The following is an 18931-nucleotide window of genomic DNA, read 5'->3' as shown; positions in this document are numbered from 1 at the left end:
ACGCGATGATCACTAAACCACAAACAGAACTCGATGAGATGCTCCGTCAATATAAGCCTTCTCTTTGGGCTGAAATATGGAAAAAACGCACCCTCTATCTGTTCATCTCTCCTTTCTTTCTTTTATTTGCGGTCTTTGGCATTTTTCCAATCTTCTATTCCTTGTATCTGTCTTTCCACAGTTGGTCTGGATTAGGCGAAAAGACATTTGTCGGCCTGTCCCAATTTCAATATTTGCTTGGCGATGCTGAGTTCTGGCAAGCTGTCGGAAACACATTTGCGATTTGGTTCCTCTCAAGCATTCCTATGTTGTTCTTTGCTTTAGTTATCGCTTTCTTACTTAATCTCCCTTCCCTCAAAGGGAGGAGCACCTACCAAACGATGTTCTTTATCACGAATGTCACCTCCATTGTTGCCGTAGCGATTATCTTCGAAACGATTTTCAGCAACCAATACGGCTTAATGAACTACTTGCTCTCACTCATTGGCATCGCGCCTCTCGAATGGCTGAACTCAGGTTTCTTAGTGAAAGTCGTCATCGCCTCCATGGTTGTTTGGCGGTTTGTCGGCTATAATGCGATCATTTATTTAGCTGGCTTGCAAAATATCCCAAAAACCCTTTATGAAGCTGCCATAATTGATGGAGCCAATAAAACGCAAATTTTCTTTCGCATTACCATTCCTTTACTGCGCCCAATCATTTTGTTTACGGTCATCATGACAACAATCGGCTCGATGCAAATTTTTACCGAGCCGCAAATATTACTAGGCAATTCTGGCGGTGTTGGCGGAGCTGGCATGACGATGACACTTTATATGTATAATGAAGGATTTTTAAATAACCAATTTGGTTATGCTTCGGCAGTTTCATGGGCCATGTTCATCATCATCGCCTTGTTCTCCCTTATTAATTGGAAACTAGTCCAGAAAGCATAAGGAGGAAATCAGATGGCATCCGATAAATTTCTCACGAAAGCATTAACCCATTTTGTCTTGCTTATTGGCGTCATTATCTCGATTTTCCCGTTTTACTGGCTAGTCGTCATGGCCACGAATACAACAAGCGATATTTTAAGATTTCCTCCAAAACTGACTTTCGGCCATGAACTGTTTACAAATGTGAAGAATGTGCTGGCTTCGATTGACTTTTACCAAGCTTTTTTTAACACGTTATTTGTGTCAACCATCACGGTCATTGGCGTGTTATTCTTTTGTTCCCTTGCCGGATTTACATTCGCGAAATTTCGTTTTCCAGGAAAAAACATGCTGTTCACTGCTTTGCTGTTAACGATGATGATTCCTTCACAAATGAGCTTTGTCCCGTCTTTCCTGCTGATTGCCGAGTTTGGCTGGGTCGATTCGTACAAAGCGTTGATCATTCCTGGCCTCGCCAGTGCGTTTGGAATCTTTTGGATCCGCCAATTCTGCCAGGACGCGGTTCCTGACGAATTGCTTGAAGCAGGAAGATTGGATGGCTGCAACACGTTCCGCCTATACTGGAATGTAGCGCTGCCCTCGTTGCGGCCAGCGCTCACCTTTCTCGGCATCTTTACATTCATCGGTGTCTGGAATGACTATTTATGGCCGCTCGTTACGATTAACTCACCAAGCCGTTATACACTACAAGTCATGCTCGCACAACTAAATGGGGTGTATGACACCGATTACGCGATCATCATGACAGGCACATTGATGGCGACATTGCCACTCATTGTCTTATTCATCATTTTCAGCAAGCAATTTATGAAAGGTGTCGCGGAAGGAGCTGTGAAGGAGTAAGGTACACCTTCGTACCTAATGCGAGAATTACCATTCCTCGAATTTAACGCGTGCGAAAGGGAAATATTTACGGCCTTCCTTTAGATTGAAGACAATGGGAAGGCCGTTTTTTTGAGTACAGAGGGTAGGTTGCGAAAACTTGAATAGAATACTACCTCAAGATCAATAAATTTCCGTAAGTAAAGGCCTAATCGACTCTACCTTCAACCAAAAATATTCCAATTTTTCGAAGATCTTCTTGTCCTGAATACACGTTTTACGTCCATCCTAACCTAGCTGCGACCATCTCTATAAAATCGTTTTTATAATTTTGAGCTGTATTTCTATGCATATTCAGCTCTATTGCAATTCCTTCCCAAGTCAGATTCTTTTGACTCCAATACCTAAGTTCAATCACTTTTTGTTGATCTTTAGTCGCTTCATTATAGGTCTCATTAATGGCATCTATAATATCTTGCATTTTACGGGCCCTTTTATTATAGAAAGCAACTGTTAGACTTTTTCTTGGTATGTGGTTCCTGTCCTCACCCTCACACTCCATATACATTTTTGTTAACTCTTTTTTAGTTTCTTTAATAGTCTTAATCTCATTTTCAATATGCTTTATAGTCCCACTCTTTAATTTCATGTTCGAAGTATTCATTTCTAGAACAACTCCTTTGTATATTAAATAGGAACACCTGTTCCTATAATACATAACTCTTACGTTAAAATCAACCTATTATAAAAGTCTTTATCGTTGTTACTTACGCTAGGGAGGTATAGAATATATGTAATATGTAATGGCTTGAAACCAGAGGTAGAACTTTTTCTATTTTAATATATTTAATTCTTTTAATTCTTTCGGTATCATGTTTATAGCCTAAAAATACCATGAATCTATCATTGGTTTTACAAACTAATTTTTGTTAAAATCCTTTTGAAGGATAGTGATAATTTGTCTAATCTAAGTAAACAAAATGAGATAAGAAGAAAGCTAAATCTTATTATTTTAATAACTGTCATTCCTTTATCTATTACACCATTTTTGTATATCGAATTGCTCCGTTCTACACTATATTTTTACTTACCCTATCTTTTGTTGATTTTAATCTTTTTAAATAACAATAAAAAACACAGAATCATTATGCTCATTGTAGGGGCACCATTATTTTTATATACGTTGTGGGTAGTTTTACTACTTCTGATTCTGTTCTTTACTTGGAGATAAAAAACATGGCCCGAAAGCCATGTTTTTTAATCCTCTTTATCAAGCCACTCTGCACAAACATCTCTAAATGCTTGCGCAACACTGTCCGCCTCGTTATCTGTCCAATCAGATACATTAAATGCAGATTTAAATTGGCTTCGCGCAAAAGCAATTGCAGGCTGCGAAGTTGTTAAATACCTTTTCGCCTCGTTATAGAACTGTTCCCTATTATAATCAAATCGTGCGCGAGCAGCTGCTTTAAACCTACGTCTGTAGCCTAAACGATAATAGGTATCCATTTCTTCGAATAGATTTGAGGTTCTATCATTCATATCTAAGGCCCTACCAATATTGATTGCATCCATATCTCCCAATAAATCCTCTAATGGGAATGTTCCTGCCGCATCCGATGTATGACCAATATAATGTCTTGCTGCGCTATACACTGAAGTGAAATTCCCATTTTTGTAAGCATCTTTTGCATTATCTACTACGGTAATCAAATCCCCTAACCAACCTGCAAAATCTGAAAGTGATGCCGTAAAATCGCCAATAATGAATGTTTTTTGGAATAATATTGCATTAAGCGTTGCAGCCATATGCATAAAATCCATATCCGTCCCTGTAACTGGATCATAGAGAACAGGGAAACTTGACGGCTTGCCAAAACGTCTTTCCGCTGTCTCTACAAAAGTAGAATCAATGGCACCAGCTATAGGAGTCCAAACGCTTGAATTATAATTTTCGCTTCTTAGATAATTTAATACTAAGATGTTGGCTATTCGATTGTCCCCGTCTGAATTTTCATAAGAAAAATTATATAATTCTCTCAATTTTTCAATGAACGGTTTATTGTATTGAACATAATCATTAACTTCTGGACTTTCAACACTATGATCTTTAGCATTCACTCCTCTATCCCTATTTGAAACAATTAGGTTGTCGATCGCTAATCTACCTGACCCAGAACCAATAAAATGTTCTTTCACTTGGTTGAATGCCCAATTCAACGGTAAGACATGACCTTTATTTCCAAAAAATCCTGTAGACATACCACTTACGAAACTATATACAGTTAAATTTTGATTCATTAAAACTGTACAAGCATAACGTGGCCCATAAACACCAATCCGATAAGATGCACCTGCATTACGATTTCTTCGAATTTCCTCATTAACGCCATCAAAATATGGGATAATATGGCTATTTATTTGACTAAGAGACACGTCAAAATCAACCGCAAAATAAATGACTGTTTCATATGGAAATTTCAAAGCTGTAGCAGCTCTTACTGCATCTCTTGCATCAATAATACCTTGGTTGTAAGAAAACCATTCAACATTGTCCGCAAAACGCTGATAGATAGGAAACACCCGGAATCCATTGCTAAACAATGTGTTTAATTCAGCAGATGAAAGCGCAAATGACCCCGTTAAATATCGCCCAACCATTTCCCGCCCGTCTGCTTTTAGAGTCTCTGCTCTAGAGTGGGTAATGGTATTTGATGTATCTATTCCTTTCCCCTTAACATCTGGATTTCCTGTGCTAACTAACAAAGACATCCATGTGTTAAGATCGACTATACCATTCTGAGGGAGCATATGAAATCCTTGAAATGCTTTTAACCTTGTTTGCATAGCTTCATCAAATGTTCCATTGAAATTCCCCGGATGGTAATTGTTAACGTACATAGCATACTGTACTAATCGGACATGATTTACACGACTATCTCCTAATTTAATTGTTGGTGTAGCAGCTTTTGTTCCTTCTCCAAAATGCCCATTGGCACCTGCCACGTTGCTTTCAATTTGCAAGCCATATATTAAAGCAGTATTTGTATCTCGTGAATAATTTCCATCCGCTGGAAGGATACCTGTATATTTATAATACTTTCCATTCAAATAACGTTGCATATCTACGACATTCTCATCTGCTGAAGGACCTACCGCTCGATAAGCATCCATCCTCAACATGGCTTTAAAAATGTCAGGGTCTACAATTCCATTTACAGGTACTCCAGCTTCTTCCTGCATTTTCCGAACACCTGCAGCGGTTCCTGGACCAAACTTGCCTGTAAATCCCCCTGGACTATACCCTTTACACCACATAGCTCCTTGTAAAATCCATACAAATTCATGTTCATCGCCTTCTCGTAGCGTTGGACATAACCTATAGGTCGTGGGACCAAATGAATTGACTGGATTCTCTATACCTAATTCGATTTGAAGAGCACGAGTTAAAGCATACATGATCTCCCAACTGGTACGTCCATTTTCTTCAACGGGACTTCCAAAATTAGGTCTATGAGCATAATTGACATTAACGAACTTTTGAACTTGCAACACCATTTCATCCATATTAACAGCTCCTTAATAAGCAAATATATCCTTTTAGTTTCTAATGATAGTGAGACAAAAAATATAAAAAGGTATTTATACTATAGTCCAAATAAGTAATAACGGCTAAGAAAGTGACCTTCTGACTGTGTGGATCAGCAACAACCTCGTTATGTTGATTGATTTCTACAGTGATGATATTTTAAAACACGCTAGAGCAATTACCCCTATGGTAAAAAACAGATGCTATAGAGCAGTTTTCATCTAAATCCTCTTGAACAAGCAGTAAAGTATAGCAGTGAGTACAGCTCTCATAGAATACCCGCCAAGTCATTAATACACGGTAGATTACTGTCATAAAAAATCTCTCCTTTCTATTTAGTAGAAACATGTTTCTTTAAATACATTTTAAAATTGTTAAATTAATAAAAAGTACATCTTTTGCACATGCTTTCTAATTCCGTAATTTTAAACAATGTAAGGTAGGCCAGAATACATGGTAGTCCATCCACAAAAAAGGGCGGTCTTTTTCGGATAACTCTATATTTGGAAAATACTAAGGATCACGCTTCCCTCAGAAATCTTGACCGATTTACCGATAATGTTTTCTGCTAAGTCTTTCAATGGAAATGCAATCGGTGCGCAACTTCTTCATTATTCTGTTTACGTATGTGCAGCGCAGTCCTAACAAGGAAGTAACGCACAATCACCCCTTCCTTTTTTCTTTCACCAAGGCCCTGTTGGACAACCGTTTTTCCAGTCTCATAGTTACTGCAACCAGTAGCCAAAAGAAAAAGCTTCCCGCATAGGAAGCTTTCCACCTTAAACGAACATATTTGCAATGAGTAGCATAATAAGGGAGATAAACCAGGCAATCGTAGTCGGCACTGACCAGACAAGGATTTGCTCTTTCGCCTGCTTAATGCCAATTGTGCGGTTGACTACCCAGAACAAACTATCATTAAAATAAGAGAAGAATAATGAACCGAGAGCGGCTGCTTGTCCAGCAAGCACCATATTGACATCCATATCGGCTAAAATTGGCGCTGAAATGGATGCAGCTGTAATCATCGCGACAGTGCCGCTGCCTTGAATAAAGCGAACGAGTGTAGCAATGACGAAAGGAAGCATAATTGCAGGGATTCCTGTGTTTACGACGATTTCTCCAATATGCTCGCCTACGCCTGTCTGTCTTAAGACAAAGCCGAGGGCACCGCCTGCGCCGGTGACAAGCAATACGATACCCGCTTGCTTAATGCCTTCTTCCATCCGCTCCAATGCTTCTGAGCGCTGGATATGGCCGAACAAGCCGTAGATAGCAAGCAGTACAGCGATTCCTACTGCAATGACAGGCGAACCAAAAAAGGTCATGTAGTCGACAAATGGGCCTGATGCTTCCATTGCATTTAATGTAGTATTCATAAAGATCAGCACGATCGGCACCACGATTGGCAAGCACGAGCGGAGCAATGAAGGCAGCTCTTTTTGTTCTTTTTCTTCCAACCATTGTTCTACATCTAGCTGTTTTTCGGGACGAATCCAATCCATTCCGTCTTCGCTCGGAACTTGGTAAATCCGCTTGCCAAGCCATTTTGCGTAAATGACCATCGCAATGACAATTGGAATGGCAAACAACATGCCAGAGATAATCATCCAACCGATGTCAATATCGAATATTCCTGCAACTCCAAGGGGACCCGGTGTCGGTGGAACAGCACTATGAATGACAACTGCGCCACCGGCGAGAGCAACAGCAAGAGCGACAATTGATTTTCCTGTCTTTTTTGACAACGCTTTCGCAAGTGGACTCAAAATAATAAAGGCTGAATCAACAAAGATCGGTATCGCGACGATATAGCCTGTAATGGCCATCGCCCACTCTTCCTTACGTTTTCCAAGAACTTTAACGATCGTGTAGGCAAGCCGTTCAGCTGCACCTGATACTTCAAGAATTCGGCCCATCATCACGCCAAAACCAATCACGATTGCAATCGAGCCAAGCGTGCTGCCAAATCCTTCTGTAATGGCATTCACCACGTCTGGAGGCGCCATTCCGCCAACGAGCCCTGTAATTGAAGCAGCAATAATTAAAGCCAAAAAGACATGAACCTTTGTTTTAACGACAAGAAAAATGAGCACAACGATAGCTAACACGAGGCCGACCATCATTTGTGTTTCAGATACTTCCATAAGTGTTTCCTCCTTCTTGTAAGCGCTTTATAATAAGATAATTAGCTGGGCTGCTCGTCGCAGCCCAGTCGGTTACGCCTGTTTAAAATGAGGCGCGTATTTAGCGGCAAGCTTAATGCTTTCTTCCATGCTGACTGAACTTGCAATTCCTTGGCCGGCAATATCAAATGCTGTGCCGTGGTCGACAGACGTCCTCAGGAATGGAAGTCCATTTGTAATGGAAATGGTGCGATGGAAATCGGTCATTTTCGCAGCAATATGCCCTTGGTCATGGTAAAGAGAAAGCACGGCATCGTAACGTCCATTTAACGCTTGGAAAAAGACCGAGTCAGCAGGAACTGGACCGACAGCGTCTATCCCGTCTGCTTTAGCAAGCTCAATTCCTGGCTTGATTTCATCCACTTCCTCATATCCAAATAATCCATTTTCTCCACTATGTGGATTTAAGCCAGCTACAGCGAATTTGCGCTTTTCAACACCAAGCTTTGCGAGCGCTGCATCACAGCGGAGCAAATAATCGTGGACACGTTCCTTCGTCATTTGTCCAATCGCATCTTTTAACGACAAGTGGCGTGTCAAAAAGAAAATGCGCATGTTGCGGACTTCAAACATCGTAAGCGGATCAGCAACATCAGCTAGGCCAGCAAGCATTTCCGTATGCCCAATGTATGGTACATTTGCTGCTTTAAGGGATTCTTTATTGATCGGTGCTGTTGCCATTGCTTGTACTTGGTTGGTTTTGCAAAGCTCAACCGCATGTTCAATATAAGCAAATGCTTGTGCACCGCATTCGGCGCTAACTTTCCCAAACTGATAATCACCGAGGTTTGGAAAATCAATAACGTCAATTGTTCCATATTCACCCTGTGCTTCAGCTGGAGTGTTAACTTTGTTAATCGTTAAGTCTGCTTTGACTACAGGCAACAGTTTTTCTAGCACTGCTGCATTGCCAATCACGACAGGCGTGCAAAGATCATAAATTTCGCTCTTATTCAATGAACCAACTGTAATTTCAGGTCCAATTCCTGCTGGATCGCCCATTGTTACTGCAATAATTGGTTTTGCCATGTTATCCCTCTCCTTTGTTTACATTGCTTTTGTCTCAATAAATTTGACACATTCGTAAATCGCTTTTTTATCGCCAATTAATCCGCCTTTTGTCACAACTGGCAAACCGTCAAAATAGCCGCCGTCAAATGTGCCATATGCAGCAAGGGGCATGACTTCGTCTTTTAAAGCAATGCCATTCGCGCGCCCGAGCGCACAGACGGATGCTGTCACATCACCGCCGCTTGTAAAACAACCAGCAAACTGGACACGCTCGCTTGTTAGCAATTTCCGGCTAATCGTTGCCAGCCCATCGGTAATCCGTTTCGCAAGGGCATCACTGCTCTTTCCTTCTTCTATCGCTTTTGCTTTTAAATCGACTAGTTCTTGGCCAGGCTTGTGTGTTGTTACAATGAGAACGCGGTCTGTTTCAGCTTGCTTTAATGCAGCTTTTGTTGCTCGCTCCACTTCCTGTTTCCAAGACCCCCCATAACTAGCAAGGGGCTCAGGGTTCACATACACGGGCGTGGAACCTGTTTTTTCAATCAGATACGCTAGTTGCGTCCCTGTTAGACTTGTTGCACTGCCGACCGCCACTAAAATGTTTGCTTTCTTCGCATAGTCGCGGGACATCGCTCGAGCATAACTAGCCGTCAGCGGGCCAGGATCAGCACACAACACTGTTCGCCCACTGGACGCAAGTGCTTCGGCTACTTCATCAATCTGTTCATTGGTCATCGCATCAACAACGATGATTCGTGCGCCAGTTTGCAATTGGAGCGACAGCTCATTTAAGAAAGACTCTTGGCCTTCCATGACAGCGCTAAGCCCGACATAGCCCACTTGGTGATGGGATTGGTCTCCGATTAAATCAGGGACATAAGACTTTTTAATTGGTGCGATCGGGTCTTTTGACACATATGTTTCTTGAAGGGGAATGCCATCTAGCAACAAATAGCCCCCTGCCATCGCCCGGCCGGAATCTGGAAAAGACGGCATGACGATGCTTATGGCATCTTCCGCCATTCCTTTAAGCATTTCATCGATCTCTGCACCAATGTTGCCTCTTAATGTGCTGTCAATCCGTTTTGTAAAAATGGCAGCGCCCCAATTTTGCAACTGCTCCATCGCTCGGGCAACACGCTGTTTGGCGACGCCTTCCTCAATGTAACGGCTATCGGTATCCATAATGACTGCATCGTAGAAACTGTTGGCAGGCAACGTAGCACTATGGACAATCGTTGACGCTTGAAACCCTTGTCGAACCAGTTTCACGCCAGAGGCATTCGCCCCTGTTAAATCATCAGCAATAACGCCTATTTTCATTGTTCTCCCCCCGTTCGCCTACATCGGCGCCAACCGCATGTTTTCATGGCATGCCTCCATCTCGTGCCCTTGGATTCTCGAGTCGGTCACAATTCCTTCCAACTCATTCAAACCACAAACACGGGCGAATGACGTTTCATCAAATTTTTTGGAATCGCATACAAGCCATGTTTTTGCTGCTGCTTGCATCATCAACTTTTTGATTTTCGCCTTTTCAAGCGTAGGCGCTGTGATCCCGGCTGAGGCATGGACGGCATGGGCGCCAAGCAAAAATAAATCAACGTGAATATTGCGCAATAGCTCTTGGGCATGGGGTCCGTGCAGCGCCCCGAGTTCGGGCTGGACTTCACCCCCGGTTATAATACAACGCGGCTTTGCCTCAATCAGTTGTGAAGCTATCTTTATATCATTGGTAATAATGGTTAAATCATTCCGGTCTTTCAATAACTTAACAATTTCAAGCGTTGTTGTCCCCGAGTCTATTAGTACTGTTGATCCGTTTTCTACAAGTTGTGCCGCTTCCCGTGCAATTGCCTTTTTCGCTGGCAATTCTTTCGTTTCTTTACGGGCATAAGGCGTCTCCTTGACAAGTGCTTTTTGCAGCACAGCTCCGCCATGTGTACGAATAATTTGGTTTTCCGCTTCAAGCAAAGCCAAATCGCGCCTTACTGTCATATGAGAAACATCAAGGGCCTTGGCCAATTCATCAATATCTGCTTTTCCAGCGGTCGCCAACAACTTTTGAATATACAAACGTCTTTCTTTAGGATTCATGTTCTTTTTTCACATCCTACATTGTTAATTTAGAACAAAAAATAGCGGTTGTCAATTAAAAAATGTTCTTTTTAAACATAAATCGACATATTTCTGCACAAACCAAACAAAAAAGCGGTATATCCTTATTATACCTGATCGTTTTTCACAAGTGTACTAGCGTGAAAGAATGAGATTGGAAAAGTTAACGAGTAAAGAAAGAGAGGAAATCATCAATTGAGCCTTCGATTTGCACTTAATGCCAGAATAAAACGCATAGAAAGGAGTTGGATGCTACATACTACAACTATTCTCACTTCAGGCAGGAGGTGTCCCTCTAAGATGAAACAATCCGCACCGCCTCATGACTACTTAGCAAACAAGAAGCCTAGCTCTCATCTCGCTGATACGATTGACTTTATTTTAACTACTACCGGACATAGCGAAGATATACTCGTACGGCCTTTTTCGTTTGGGAGAAACCAAACATTAAAAGCAACTTTTATTTATGTAGAGGGACTTTGCAATGAAGACGCAATTGAAAAAATGATAAGCAGAGCGAAATTTTTTGATGAAAAGGAACCTGTGTTTGAAAGCGCACAACAGTATTTAGAGGAAGTAGGCCATACAGAAACGCTTAATTGTTTCCGCCCCCTCATTGACAAACTTTTCATTGGCTATGCCATTTGTGTAATCGATGGTTTTTCTACACCTATTGCTGTCGCTATTCCCTTTTATAAAGAAAGGCCTGTATCAGAACCGATGACAGAAAAGGTCGTCCGCGGCTCACGAGAAGGATTTGTTGAAAATGTGCGGACGAATATCTCCCTATTGCGAAGGCGAATAGGCGACGAACAGTTATGGGTTGAGACAAAAACAATCGGCACCCGCACCAAAACGAAAATCATGATCGCCTATATGAATGATATTGTCGACAAAAGCATATTACGGGAACTACATACAAGACTAGATCGCATCTACACTGATTCGGTTTTAGAAGACGGAAACATCGAGGAATTAATTGAAGACCAAGTATATACGCCTTTTCCGACTGTATACTCAACTGAGCGCCCTGATACAACGGCAGCTCATTTATTAGAAGGCAAAATTGCGATACTGAGTGATGGTTCGCCAATGGCTCTTATTGTTCCGGCCCTATTCGTGCAATTTTTTCACAACGCTGAAGACCATACACAGCGTGCTGACATCGGAACCCTTATTCGTCTGTTACGGTTCTTGTGTATTTTTATCGCGATGTTGGCCCCCTCTTTTTATATCGCGATCACCACATTCCACCAAGAGCTGATCCCCACAGGGCTGCTCGGCAATTTAGCCGCGCAACAGGAGGGGACGCCATTTCCGACATTTGTTGAAACATTAATGATGGAAGTCACGTTTGAAATTCTCCGCGAAGCTGGGATTCGCATGCCTCAGCCAGTCGGCCAAGCCGTATCGATTGTCGGCGCTATTGTCATTGGCCAAGCCGCAGTGCAAGCAGGCATTGTCTCCGCAGCAGTTGTCATTGTTATCTCGATTACGGCGATCGCCAGTTTTGTGTTTCCAACATACAGCATTGGCGTACCAATCCGTATTTTGCGATTTGGGTTTATGGCTCTTGCTGCTTCTTTTGGCCTTTTAGGCATTTGCATTGGCTTTACTGCGGTGCTTTTACATTTATCTACTTTAAAATCATTTGGCGTCCCTTATTTAAAAGGGCTTTCCCCATTTATATGGAAAGACCAAACCGATACACTTTTCCGCGCGCCTAAGTGGTTGATGAATGAGCGGCCAGAAGCTACGACAAAGTCGAATCAAACGCGGCAACGCACGCCAAAGCCTAGCCCTAAAGATTGAGTGAAAGGAGGAAACGGCTTTGAAAGCAAACATACAGAAAACGATGATCATGGTCGTCTCCTTTTTTCTTTTAAGTGGTTGCTGGGACCGTTGGGAGCTCAATCAGCTTTCCTTAATTGTCGGCATAGCTGTTGATAAGGAGGGAGATGATTATGTGTTGACGATGCAGGCAATGAACCCTGCAGAAATCGCTTCCCAGGAAACCGGCAGAGGCTATGCACAAGGAATGGATGTCCGTGAAAAATCGGAAACGATTCATGAATCGTTACGGAAAATGATCCAAAAAACACCAAGGCGATCGTTTGTTTCCCAATTAAAAGTATTGATTCTTAGTGAAGATGTTGCGAGAGACGGTTTAGACCATGTATTGGATTTCTTTTATCGGGACCACGAAATGCGCTCTGATTTTTTCGTGTTAATTTCCAAAGATACAGCCGCTGAAAACATTTTAAATGTGCTCACACCGTTAGAAAATTTGTCTGCACAAAGCCTTTTTGATTCGGTCGAGTTTTCAGGCCGTTCTTATAGCAGTACCAAAAAACTGACAATGGATCGTCTGTTTTATGAAATAAAGGCTGTCGGCATTGATCCTTCGATTATGGGCGTAACGGTTTCCGGAGATATACAGCAAGGGAGGACGAAGAAAAATGTCGAGCAAAACATGGCAGCTGCCTTTGTCGAAACGAATGGTTTAGCTATTTTTAAAGGCAGCAAAATGATTACGTGGCTTTCTCAACCACACAGCAAAGACATTGAATACTTAAACAGTGGAATTGAAAATAGTGTCAAAAGCTTCACTTGCCCTGGCGGTGGCAACATCGCACTAGAAATCCATTCAAACAATCCGGCTATAAAAATGGAGCTAAAAGATGGGATGCCTTCAGTGACATACGATCTCTCACTTGAAGCCACTATTTCAGAAGTAGATTGCGTGGATTTGGACTTGTCCGTCCCTTCTTCCTATGAACAGGTCGAAAAACAGGCGCAAACCGAGATGGAAGCTAACATTCATGAAGCGATTGTCGCAACCCAACAAGCGGGTTCGGACATCCTTGGCATCGGACAGGAATTGTATCGAAAATTCCCTGATTACTGGGAGCAAATCCAGGACGACTGGTACTCGATCTACCAAGACCTCGATGTAAAAATAAATATTGCTATCACCATTACTGATAGTGGAAGCATTATCAATTCTTTTTCAGAAGGTGAACAGTAATGGTGCTATCCTTTGTTTGCGTCCTGTTAAGCGCATTTGTAATCACATGGGTAAATTGGCGCGACTTAAAAGGCAATCGAAAATTGCAGGTTGTCTTTTATACGATTTTGGCCATTGCTACAACATACGGCGCACTATACACAATAGGATTAGAGATACCGAGCATTGCCCGAGGGCTCACTTCACTCGTTAAGTCATTTTAAAAAGCAACGCCAAGAAAAGGAGGATCAGAATTGAGAAACACAGTGGAAACATTTTCATCGCGTTCTTTTGCTACGATGGTCCTTTTCGCGACAGTTAGCACGGCAATGCTCGGTCTTCCAGGGTCGTTGAGCTTTTTTATCCAGCAAGATGCGTGGCTTATTCCAATTATCGGCAGCATCGTAGGCATTCCGATTATTTTCCTTTACACGTTGCTTGCCCGGTGGATGCCTTCTGATGTCATTTTTGACATGAACAAGCGTACTTTCGGGAAAGTTATCGGTTGGCTTGCTTCCTTTTTCTATATTTTGTTTCCACTGATTCATTTCCCAGCGATTATGAGCTATGCCGTTACGTTTATTAACCATTTTTTGTTGCCGTCGACGCCTTTTTTCGTATGCTACTTGCTATGCTTGTCCATCATTGTATTCGGCGTCATTTGCGGGATCGAAGCCATAGCCCGGACAGCATCGCTATGTTTGCTTTTCTTTTTCGTTCCACTCACACTGCTAATTGGCTTAACTTTGCACGACGTTGATATTGGCTATATTATGCCCATTGCCCATTCTCCAATGGCAGCAACGATCGAAGCGTTCGCCATTTATATGGGCAATGTCGTTTGCAACGTCGTCATCCAACTTTCGATTTTCCCTAAGCATATAACCGATAAAAAAGCAGCCGAGAAAGCGCTCTGGCTCGGTTATTCTCTTGGTTGCCTGATTTTAATCGTGTTTACATTCCTATGCATCACGGTTTTAACGCCGCAAGTTGTATCTCGTGATTTTTACCCAGCCCTTTCACTTGCACAGCGCATCGATGTCGGCCAATTTTTCCAGCGAATTGAAGCAACAATCACAGTCATATGGTTTATCTCCATTTACTTCAATTTACTTCTATATTTCTATGCGATCTTAACGGGAATTGGTCATTTATTCAATTTGAAAAAAAACAAACCATTAGTGTGGCCAATCGCGATGCTGTTATTGTTTCTTGGCGTCACTTATTTCACAAGCATTATTGAAGAACGTGAATTTTTTCGATTCGTAAGCATTCCTCAATCAATTTTAACTGGTTTTTTCCTGCCTCTGTTTCTCGTTGCCGTCGGCCTAATCAAACGACGCAAAAAGAAACAGCCTCTTTGGCCGAAGCACGCTAAAGAAAGCACAGGGCTGCCTACTTCCTAACAAAACGGAGTTACACCCACTCATTCAGTCTCTAACGAGAAAAGAGCTGCCCTTTTGTGGACAGCCCTTTCTATGGCTATTATTCGTTTGGAATTTCCCAAATTGCTTGGCCTGACAAGAGAATTTCTTCAAAAATAAGCTCATAATAGTCGGCTTCACTTACATCAAACACCACTTGTCCAGCCATTGTCCGACCAGCGCCTATCGTACCGTCGAGTTCCCCATCTTGGTCGCTTACAATCGTTATATCTTGTGAGCGACCCTCGTTTGTCACCAATTCAAATTGCATTAGTGAAGAAAGCGTATAGTCTTCGTCACCATTATTTACAACCGTTATATCGATGTACGCATACTTATCCTTAGAAGGCTGCTCCCACTCGCTGCCTTCACTAAAATCTACACTGTTGACAGTGATTGAAAGGTCATTAAAGTTTACTTCGTCGCCAATTTGAAAACCTGAAACTTCTTCCCCTTCGTCAACTTCAGCTCCGTCTTCAGCCTCTGTTTCACTGTTGTCTTCGCTTTCCTTATCGGTGTTTGTCTCTTCCGCCTCAGCATCCGTATTTGAATCGCTGGCGCTAATATCAGCTTCGTCCCCGCAAGCCGCAAGAGCCAATGTCGATGCAAGCACAAGCGCTGACAGTGTCATATACTTTTTCATGCCAGACCCCCCTATTAACCTATAAATATATGTAACAATCCTCCAAAAATATAACATAATGGACCTAGTAATGTAAACAAGAAATTTTGCATTTTTAGTAAATTTTCCATGCTTTTCGACAGATAGACGACAATCCGTCTAGTTTTATTATCGGTGGAATTTCATTTCATTTAAGGCTTATAGCTAAAATTGCCCTTTACAGAGTACGATCAAAGCAAAAAGAGCATTCTTGCAGAAAGGATCTAAGGAAATATGAATCGAAGGACACTCCCGCTACACGTTTAAATTTCCGTCCGTAAATCCCAGAGCTCAGGGAAAAAACGTTGCTCAAGGACACTCTTTAAGTAGTTGACTCCAGATGAGCCACCTGTGCCAACTTTAAAGCCAATGATTCGCTCAACTGTTTTCATATGGCGAAAACGCCATTGTTGTAACCAGTCTTCAATATCGACCAGTTTTTCCCCTAATTGATAGAGGTTCCAATAACGATCTACATGTCGATAGACGGTCAGCCACGCTTCTCGGACAGAATCATTTGCCACATAAGGTTTTGAAAAATCCCGTTCTATCACGTGTTGGTCAACGGCTAGGCCAGCATTTGCCAAGGCTTGAATCGAGACGTCATACAAACTCGGTGCATGATAGGCTTCAACCAGCCTTTCATGCAACTCCTTGTCTTTTTCGTAGATTTTTAAGATCGCTCCCGTTTTATGGCCAAGAGCAAACTCTATGAGACGATATTGATACGACTGGAACCCTGATGCCTGGCCGAGTTGTTCCCGAAATTCCATGTATTCAGTTGGTGTCAACGTAGAAAGAACGTCCCACGCTTGAATGATTTGTGATTGTGTTTTCGAGACGCGTGCTAGGCGCTTAAACGATGATGGCAAGTCGTTTTCTTTAATAGAAGCAATAGCCGCGTAAGTTTCATGGAGGATGAGTTTCATCCAAAGCTCGCTTACTTGGTGGATAATAAGAAAGAGCATTTCATCATGATGATTCGACAACCGTTCTTGCGCCGTTAAAATTTGATCAAGTTTCAAATATTCCCCATACGTCATCCTGTTTTTAAAATCGGTATGGATTCCTGCTTCTTCCTGTGACGTTTGTTGGGGAAAAGGCTTCTGTTCGTTTGTCATACCCATGCCCGCCTTCCTGTTTAAATGGCTCGGATAACAGCCCGTACTGGACTACCATCTGCCTCTTCCATTGGCAAAGGCAAGGCAATCAACTCATAATCGCCTTCCTTGACCTTATCTAACATGAGGTTTTCTAAAATAGAGATGCCATTGTCTGCTAAAGCATGGTGCCCTTCTAGCTCTTTACTATCGAGTGGGTCAACAGAAGGAACATCGACGCCAATTAGTATAATCCCTTTCTCCTTCATGTAGGCAGCACCGTCTGGAGTTACATATGGAATGTTTTCAGGAAATGCCGTTGCCTGGTTAGGGACAGCTGTCTTTATTAACAACCTTTTTACTCCTTCTAAATGGAGAGAACGAAGGGCAGCTTGGTCGATTTTTTCGTATTTAGATAAATCAACGACTCTCGCTTTTCCTATAAACACATGAATATCCAAGTCTGTTATTTTGGCACCGTCATTTTTAAAATGAAACGGCGCATCAACGTGAGTACCAGAGTGGACACTCATCGCCATTTGGCCAATATTGACAGAACCTGTTTGCTGTTTGGAAAACGTCAACTGGTACGAATATGGCAAATCACCTGGCCAGTGGGCAAGTTTTTCATTAAGTGGCTGTGATACATCGATCCAGCGGTTCATGTTATTTGTATGATTCATTAAGCAACCACATCCCGTTCATTTTTAAATTTTTTGTAACGCTCTTCTTTCATAATGAACTTTAATACTTGAATGGTATTCCATACTTCTTCAAACGTATTGTAAAGGGCAACCGGTGCGAGGCGAATGCCTTTCGGGCTGCGAAAATCAGGAATGACGTTTTCTTCCTTAAGCGCTTTGCAAATACGAGCGGCTTCATCATGTTCAATGTAAAGATGGGCGCCTCGTCTTTCATCCCTTGGGTTTTGGATCGTAAACTGGTAATCGGAAAGCTCGTGCTCAATTAGTGTCATCATATAGTCAGTCAGTTTTAACGACTTTTTGCGAATTTGTTCGATTCCTGCTTCTGCAAAAATGGCAAGAGACCCAATCAAAGGGGCGATGCTAAAAATATGAGGTGTACCAATTTGAAAGGCGCCGGCATGTTCAGCGGGCGTGAGCGTATGCTCCATGTCAAACTGTTTTTGTTTGTTTGAACTAAACCATCCGGCCAGGCCAGGACGCCTGCCAAAGTGCTTTTCGTTTACAAATAGCGCTGCTACGCTGCCTGGCCCGCCGTTTACGTGTTTATACGTGCACCAAAAAGCAAAGTCCACATCCCACTTTCTTAATTGATGAGGAATAGCACCAATTGAATGACATAAATCAAACCCGATCAGAATGTTTCTTTGATGAGCGGCTGATGTCAACCGTTCCATATCAAGGATTTGCCCGCTTCGATATAAAACACTCGGCAAAACAATTAAAGCAATATCCTCCTTCATTTCCGCGATAATGTCCTCTTCATTTAGAAGGTGGCCATTATCACTTTTCACTTGAATAAGGTGTTCCTCTGGATCAAAGCCTTGAAGATGGAGCTGGCTTTTTAATGCATAAATATCACTAGGAAAATTCAGCTCATCTGCCAGTATTTTTGTTTTCTTTCCTTCAGGCCGAAAAAAGGAGCTAACTAATTGATGAAGATTTGTTGTCGTTGACCCAGTAACGATCACTTCCTCCCCCTTCGCCCCTACAAGGGAAGCCATTTTCTCTCCCAATGATTCAGATAAATAAAACCAAGGATGCTTCCCTTTCGTCCAGCCATCAATCCCATACTGTTTCCAGGAGTCCAATACGTCAAGCAATGACTGCTCTGCCCGTGTAGATAGCAAGCCAAGTGAATTGCCGTCGAGATATATGCTATCTTCATCTATGTAAAACTCATTACGAAAGCGGGCAAGTGGATCAACTGCATCCAGTTGTTGCGCATATTCTTTTGTGTAAACGCTATCAAAACAAGGCATAGGAGCCCTCCTTAATAAGTATCGTTCCCGTTCATTTTACTGTTCCTTTTGAGACCGCGTCAATGCTAAGGAATTCGTAACAGTGGCTTTAATTAGTTACACGATTGAGGCA

At 42.2% G+C, this 18931-nt stretch carries 16 protein-coding genes; 6 read left to right on the top strand and 10 right to left on the bottom strand.

The genetic code is table 11. The annotated features are described in order from the left end of the window. Positions 1-38 precede the first annotated feature (38 nt). Both BUC05_RS18430 and BUC05_RS18425 read left to right on the top strand, forming a co-directional pair. Positions 39-935 (top strand): carbohydrate ABC transporter permease, encoded by an 897-nt coding sequence (locus tag BUC05_RS18430; RefSeq protein ID WP_035205551.1) that lies wholly within the window; start codon positions 39-41, stop codon positions 933-935. A 12-nt stretch (positions 936-947) separates the two neighbouring features. Beyond that, positions 948-1778, top strand: coding sequence for a carbohydrate ABC transporter permease (locus BUC05_RS18425; RefSeq protein ID WP_011245517.1), 831 nt, complete (start codon positions 948-950; stop codon positions 1776-1778). 256 nt (positions 1779-2034) lie between these two features. On the opposite strand, the gene BUC05_RS18420 is transcribed toward BUC05_RS18425, so the two are convergent. The 6 genes from BUC05_RS18420 to BUC05_RS18395 form a co-directional block, all read right to left on the bottom strand. Then, positions 2035-2421 carry a hypothetical protein gene (locus BUC05_RS18420; protein ID WP_073305685.1) on the bottom strand — a complete coding sequence of 129 codons (387 nt, stop codon included), beginning with the start codon at positions 2419-2421 and terminating at the stop codon, positions 2035-2037. Positions 2422-3014: 593 nt separating this feature from the next. Continuing rightward, on the bottom strand, positions 3015-5324 hold the full coding sequence (locus BUC05_RS18415) for a glycoside hydrolase domain-containing protein (RefSeq protein WP_073305682.1): 2310 nt from the start codon (positions 5322-5324) through the stop codon (positions 3015-3017). Between the two features lie 801 nt (positions 5325-6125). Then, entirely contained in the window at positions 6126-7493 is a 1368-nt protein-coding gene (locus tag BUC05_RS18410; RefSeq protein ID WP_011245516.1) for a GntP family permease, read from the bottom strand. Between the two features lie 72 nt (positions 7494-7565). Continuing rightward, positions 7566-8561: a 4-hydroxythreonine-4-phosphate dehydrogenase PdxA gene (gene pdxA, locus BUC05_RS18405; protein ID WP_035205130.1), complete on the bottom strand. Its 996-nt coding sequence runs from the start codon at positions 8559-8561 to the stop codon at positions 7566-7568. Positions 8562-8579: 18 nt separating this feature from the next. Then, the gene (locus BUC05_RS18400) at positions 8580-9866 is read right to left on the bottom strand and encodes a four-carbon acid sugar kinase family protein (protein ID WP_011245514.1); all 1287 of its coding nucleotides are present in this window, start codon (positions 9864-9866) and stop codon (positions 8580-8582) included. Between the two features lie 18 nt (positions 9867-9884). Then, positions 9885-10640, bottom strand: coding sequence for a DeoR/GlpR family DNA-binding transcription regulator (locus BUC05_RS18395; protein WP_011245513.1), 756 nt, complete (start codon positions 10638-10640; stop codon positions 9885-9887). 321 nt (positions 10641-10961) lie between these two features. Between BUC05_RS18395 and BUC05_RS18390 the strand changes: the two genes are divergently transcribed. The 4 genes from BUC05_RS18390 to BUC05_RS18375 are packed head-to-tail and all read left to right on the top strand — an operon-like array spanning position 10962 to position 15074. Next, positions 10962-12473, top strand: a complete 1512-nt coding sequence (locus tag BUC05_RS18390; protein WP_050748934.1) for a spore germination protein — start codon at positions 10962-10964, stop codon at positions 12471-12473. A gap of 19 nt (positions 12474-12492) precedes the next feature. After that, positions 12493-13689, top strand: coding sequence for a Ger(x)C family spore germination protein (locus tag BUC05_RS18385; RefSeq protein WP_011245511.1), 1197 nt, complete (start codon positions 12493-12495; stop codon positions 13687-13689). Further along, the gene (locus BUC05_RS18380) at positions 13689-13892 is read left to right on the top strand and encodes a hypothetical protein (protein WP_035205133.1); all 204 of its coding nucleotides are present in this window, start codon (positions 13689-13691) and stop codon (positions 13890-13892) included. Before BUC05_RS18385 ends, BUC05_RS18380 begins: the two co-directional genes overlap by 1 nt. 30 nt (positions 13893-13922) lie before the next feature. Continuing rightward, entirely contained in the window at positions 13923-15074 is a 1152-nt protein-coding gene (locus tag BUC05_RS18375; RefSeq protein WP_011245510.1) for a GerAB/ArcD/ProY family transporter, read from the top strand. 79 nt (positions 15075-15153) lie between these two features. Here BUC05_RS18375 and BUC05_RS18370 read toward each other — a convergent pair whose 3' ends face one another. From BUC05_RS18370 to kynU, 4 genes are all read right to left on the bottom strand, one after another. Further along, positions 15154-15735, bottom strand: a complete 582-nt coding sequence (locus BUC05_RS18370; protein ID WP_035205136.1) for a DUF4352 domain-containing protein — start codon at positions 15733-15735, stop codon at positions 15154-15156. A 281-nt stretch (positions 15736-16016) separates the two neighbouring features. Further along, positions 16017-16874 carry a tryptophan 2,3-dioxygenase gene (gene kynA, locus BUC05_RS18365; protein ID WP_035205554.1) on the bottom strand — a complete coding sequence of 286 codons (858 nt, stop codon included), beginning with the start codon at positions 16872-16874 and terminating at the stop codon, positions 16017-16019. A 20-nt stretch (positions 16875-16894) separates the two neighbouring features. Further along, entirely contained in the window at positions 16895-17536 is a 642-nt protein-coding gene (gene kynB / locus BUC05_RS18360; RefSeq protein WP_082111874.1) for an arylformamidase, read from the bottom strand. Next, a complete protein-coding gene (kynU, locus tag BUC05_RS18355) occupies positions 17536-18819 on the bottom strand; it encodes a kynureninase (RefSeq protein ID WP_035205138.1) in 1284 nt (427 codons plus the stop codon). Before kynU ends, kynB begins: the two co-directional genes overlap by 1 nt. Between the last annotated feature and the right edge of the window lie 112 nt (positions 18820-18931).

The organism is Shouchella rhizosphaerae, from assembly GCF_900142675.1.
GTDB lineage: Bacteria > Bacillota > Bacilli > Bacillales > Bacillaceae_D > Shouchella > Shouchella rhizosphaerae.
This window is presented reverse-complemented; position numbering and strand designations above follow the sequence as displayed.

Coding starts and splice junctions, on each gene's coding strand:
- BUC05_RS18430 (WP_035205551.1), top strand. CDS start 39: ATGCTCCGTCAATATAAGCCTTCTCTTTGGGCTGAAATATGGAAAAAA.
- BUC05_RS18425 (WP_011245517.1), top strand. CDS start 948: ATGGCATCCGATAAATTTCTCACGAAAGCATTAACCCATTTTGTCTTG.
- BUC05_RS18420 (WP_073305685.1), bottom strand. CDS start 2,421: ATGAATACTTCGAACATGAAATTAAAGAGTGGGACTATAAAGCATATT.
- BUC05_RS18415 (WP_073305682.1), bottom strand. CDS start 5,324: ATGGATGAAATGGTGTTGCAAGTTCAAAAGTTCGTTAATGTCAATTAT.
- BUC05_RS18410 (WP_011245516.1), bottom strand. CDS start 7,493: ATGGAAGTATCTGAAACACAAATGATGGTCGGCCTCGTGTTAGCTATC.
- pdxA (WP_035205130.1), bottom strand. CDS start 8,561: ATGGCAAAACCAATTATTGCAGTAACAATGGGCGATCCAGCAGGAATT.
- BUC05_RS18400 (WP_011245514.1), bottom strand. CDS start 9,866: ATGAAAATAGGCGTTATTGCTGATGATTTAACAGGGGCGAATGCCTCT.
- BUC05_RS18395 (WP_011245513.1), bottom strand. CDS start 10,640: ATGAATCCTAAAGAAAGACGTTTGTATATTCAAAAGTTGTTGGCGACC.
- BUC05_RS18390 (WP_050748934.1), top strand. CDS start 10,962: ATGAAACAATCCGCACCGCCTCATGACTACTTAGCAAACAAGAAGCCT.
- BUC05_RS18380 (WP_035205133.1), top strand. CDS start 13,689: ATGGTGCTATCCTTTGTTTGCGTCCTGTTAAGCGCATTTGTAATCACA.
- BUC05_RS18370 (WP_035205136.1), bottom strand. CDS start 15,735: ATGAAAAAGTATATGACACTGTCAGCGCTTGTGCTTGCATCGACATTG.
- kynA (WP_035205554.1), bottom strand. CDS start 16,874: ATGACAAACGAACAGAAGCCTTTTCCCCAACAAACGTCACAGGAAGAA.
- kynB (WP_082111874.1), bottom strand. CDS start 17,536: ATGAATCATACAAATAACATGAACCGCTGGATCGATGTATCACAGCCA.
- kynU (WP_035205138.1), bottom strand. CDS start 18,819: ATGCCTTGTTTTGATAGCGTTTACACAAAAGAATATGCGCAACAACTG.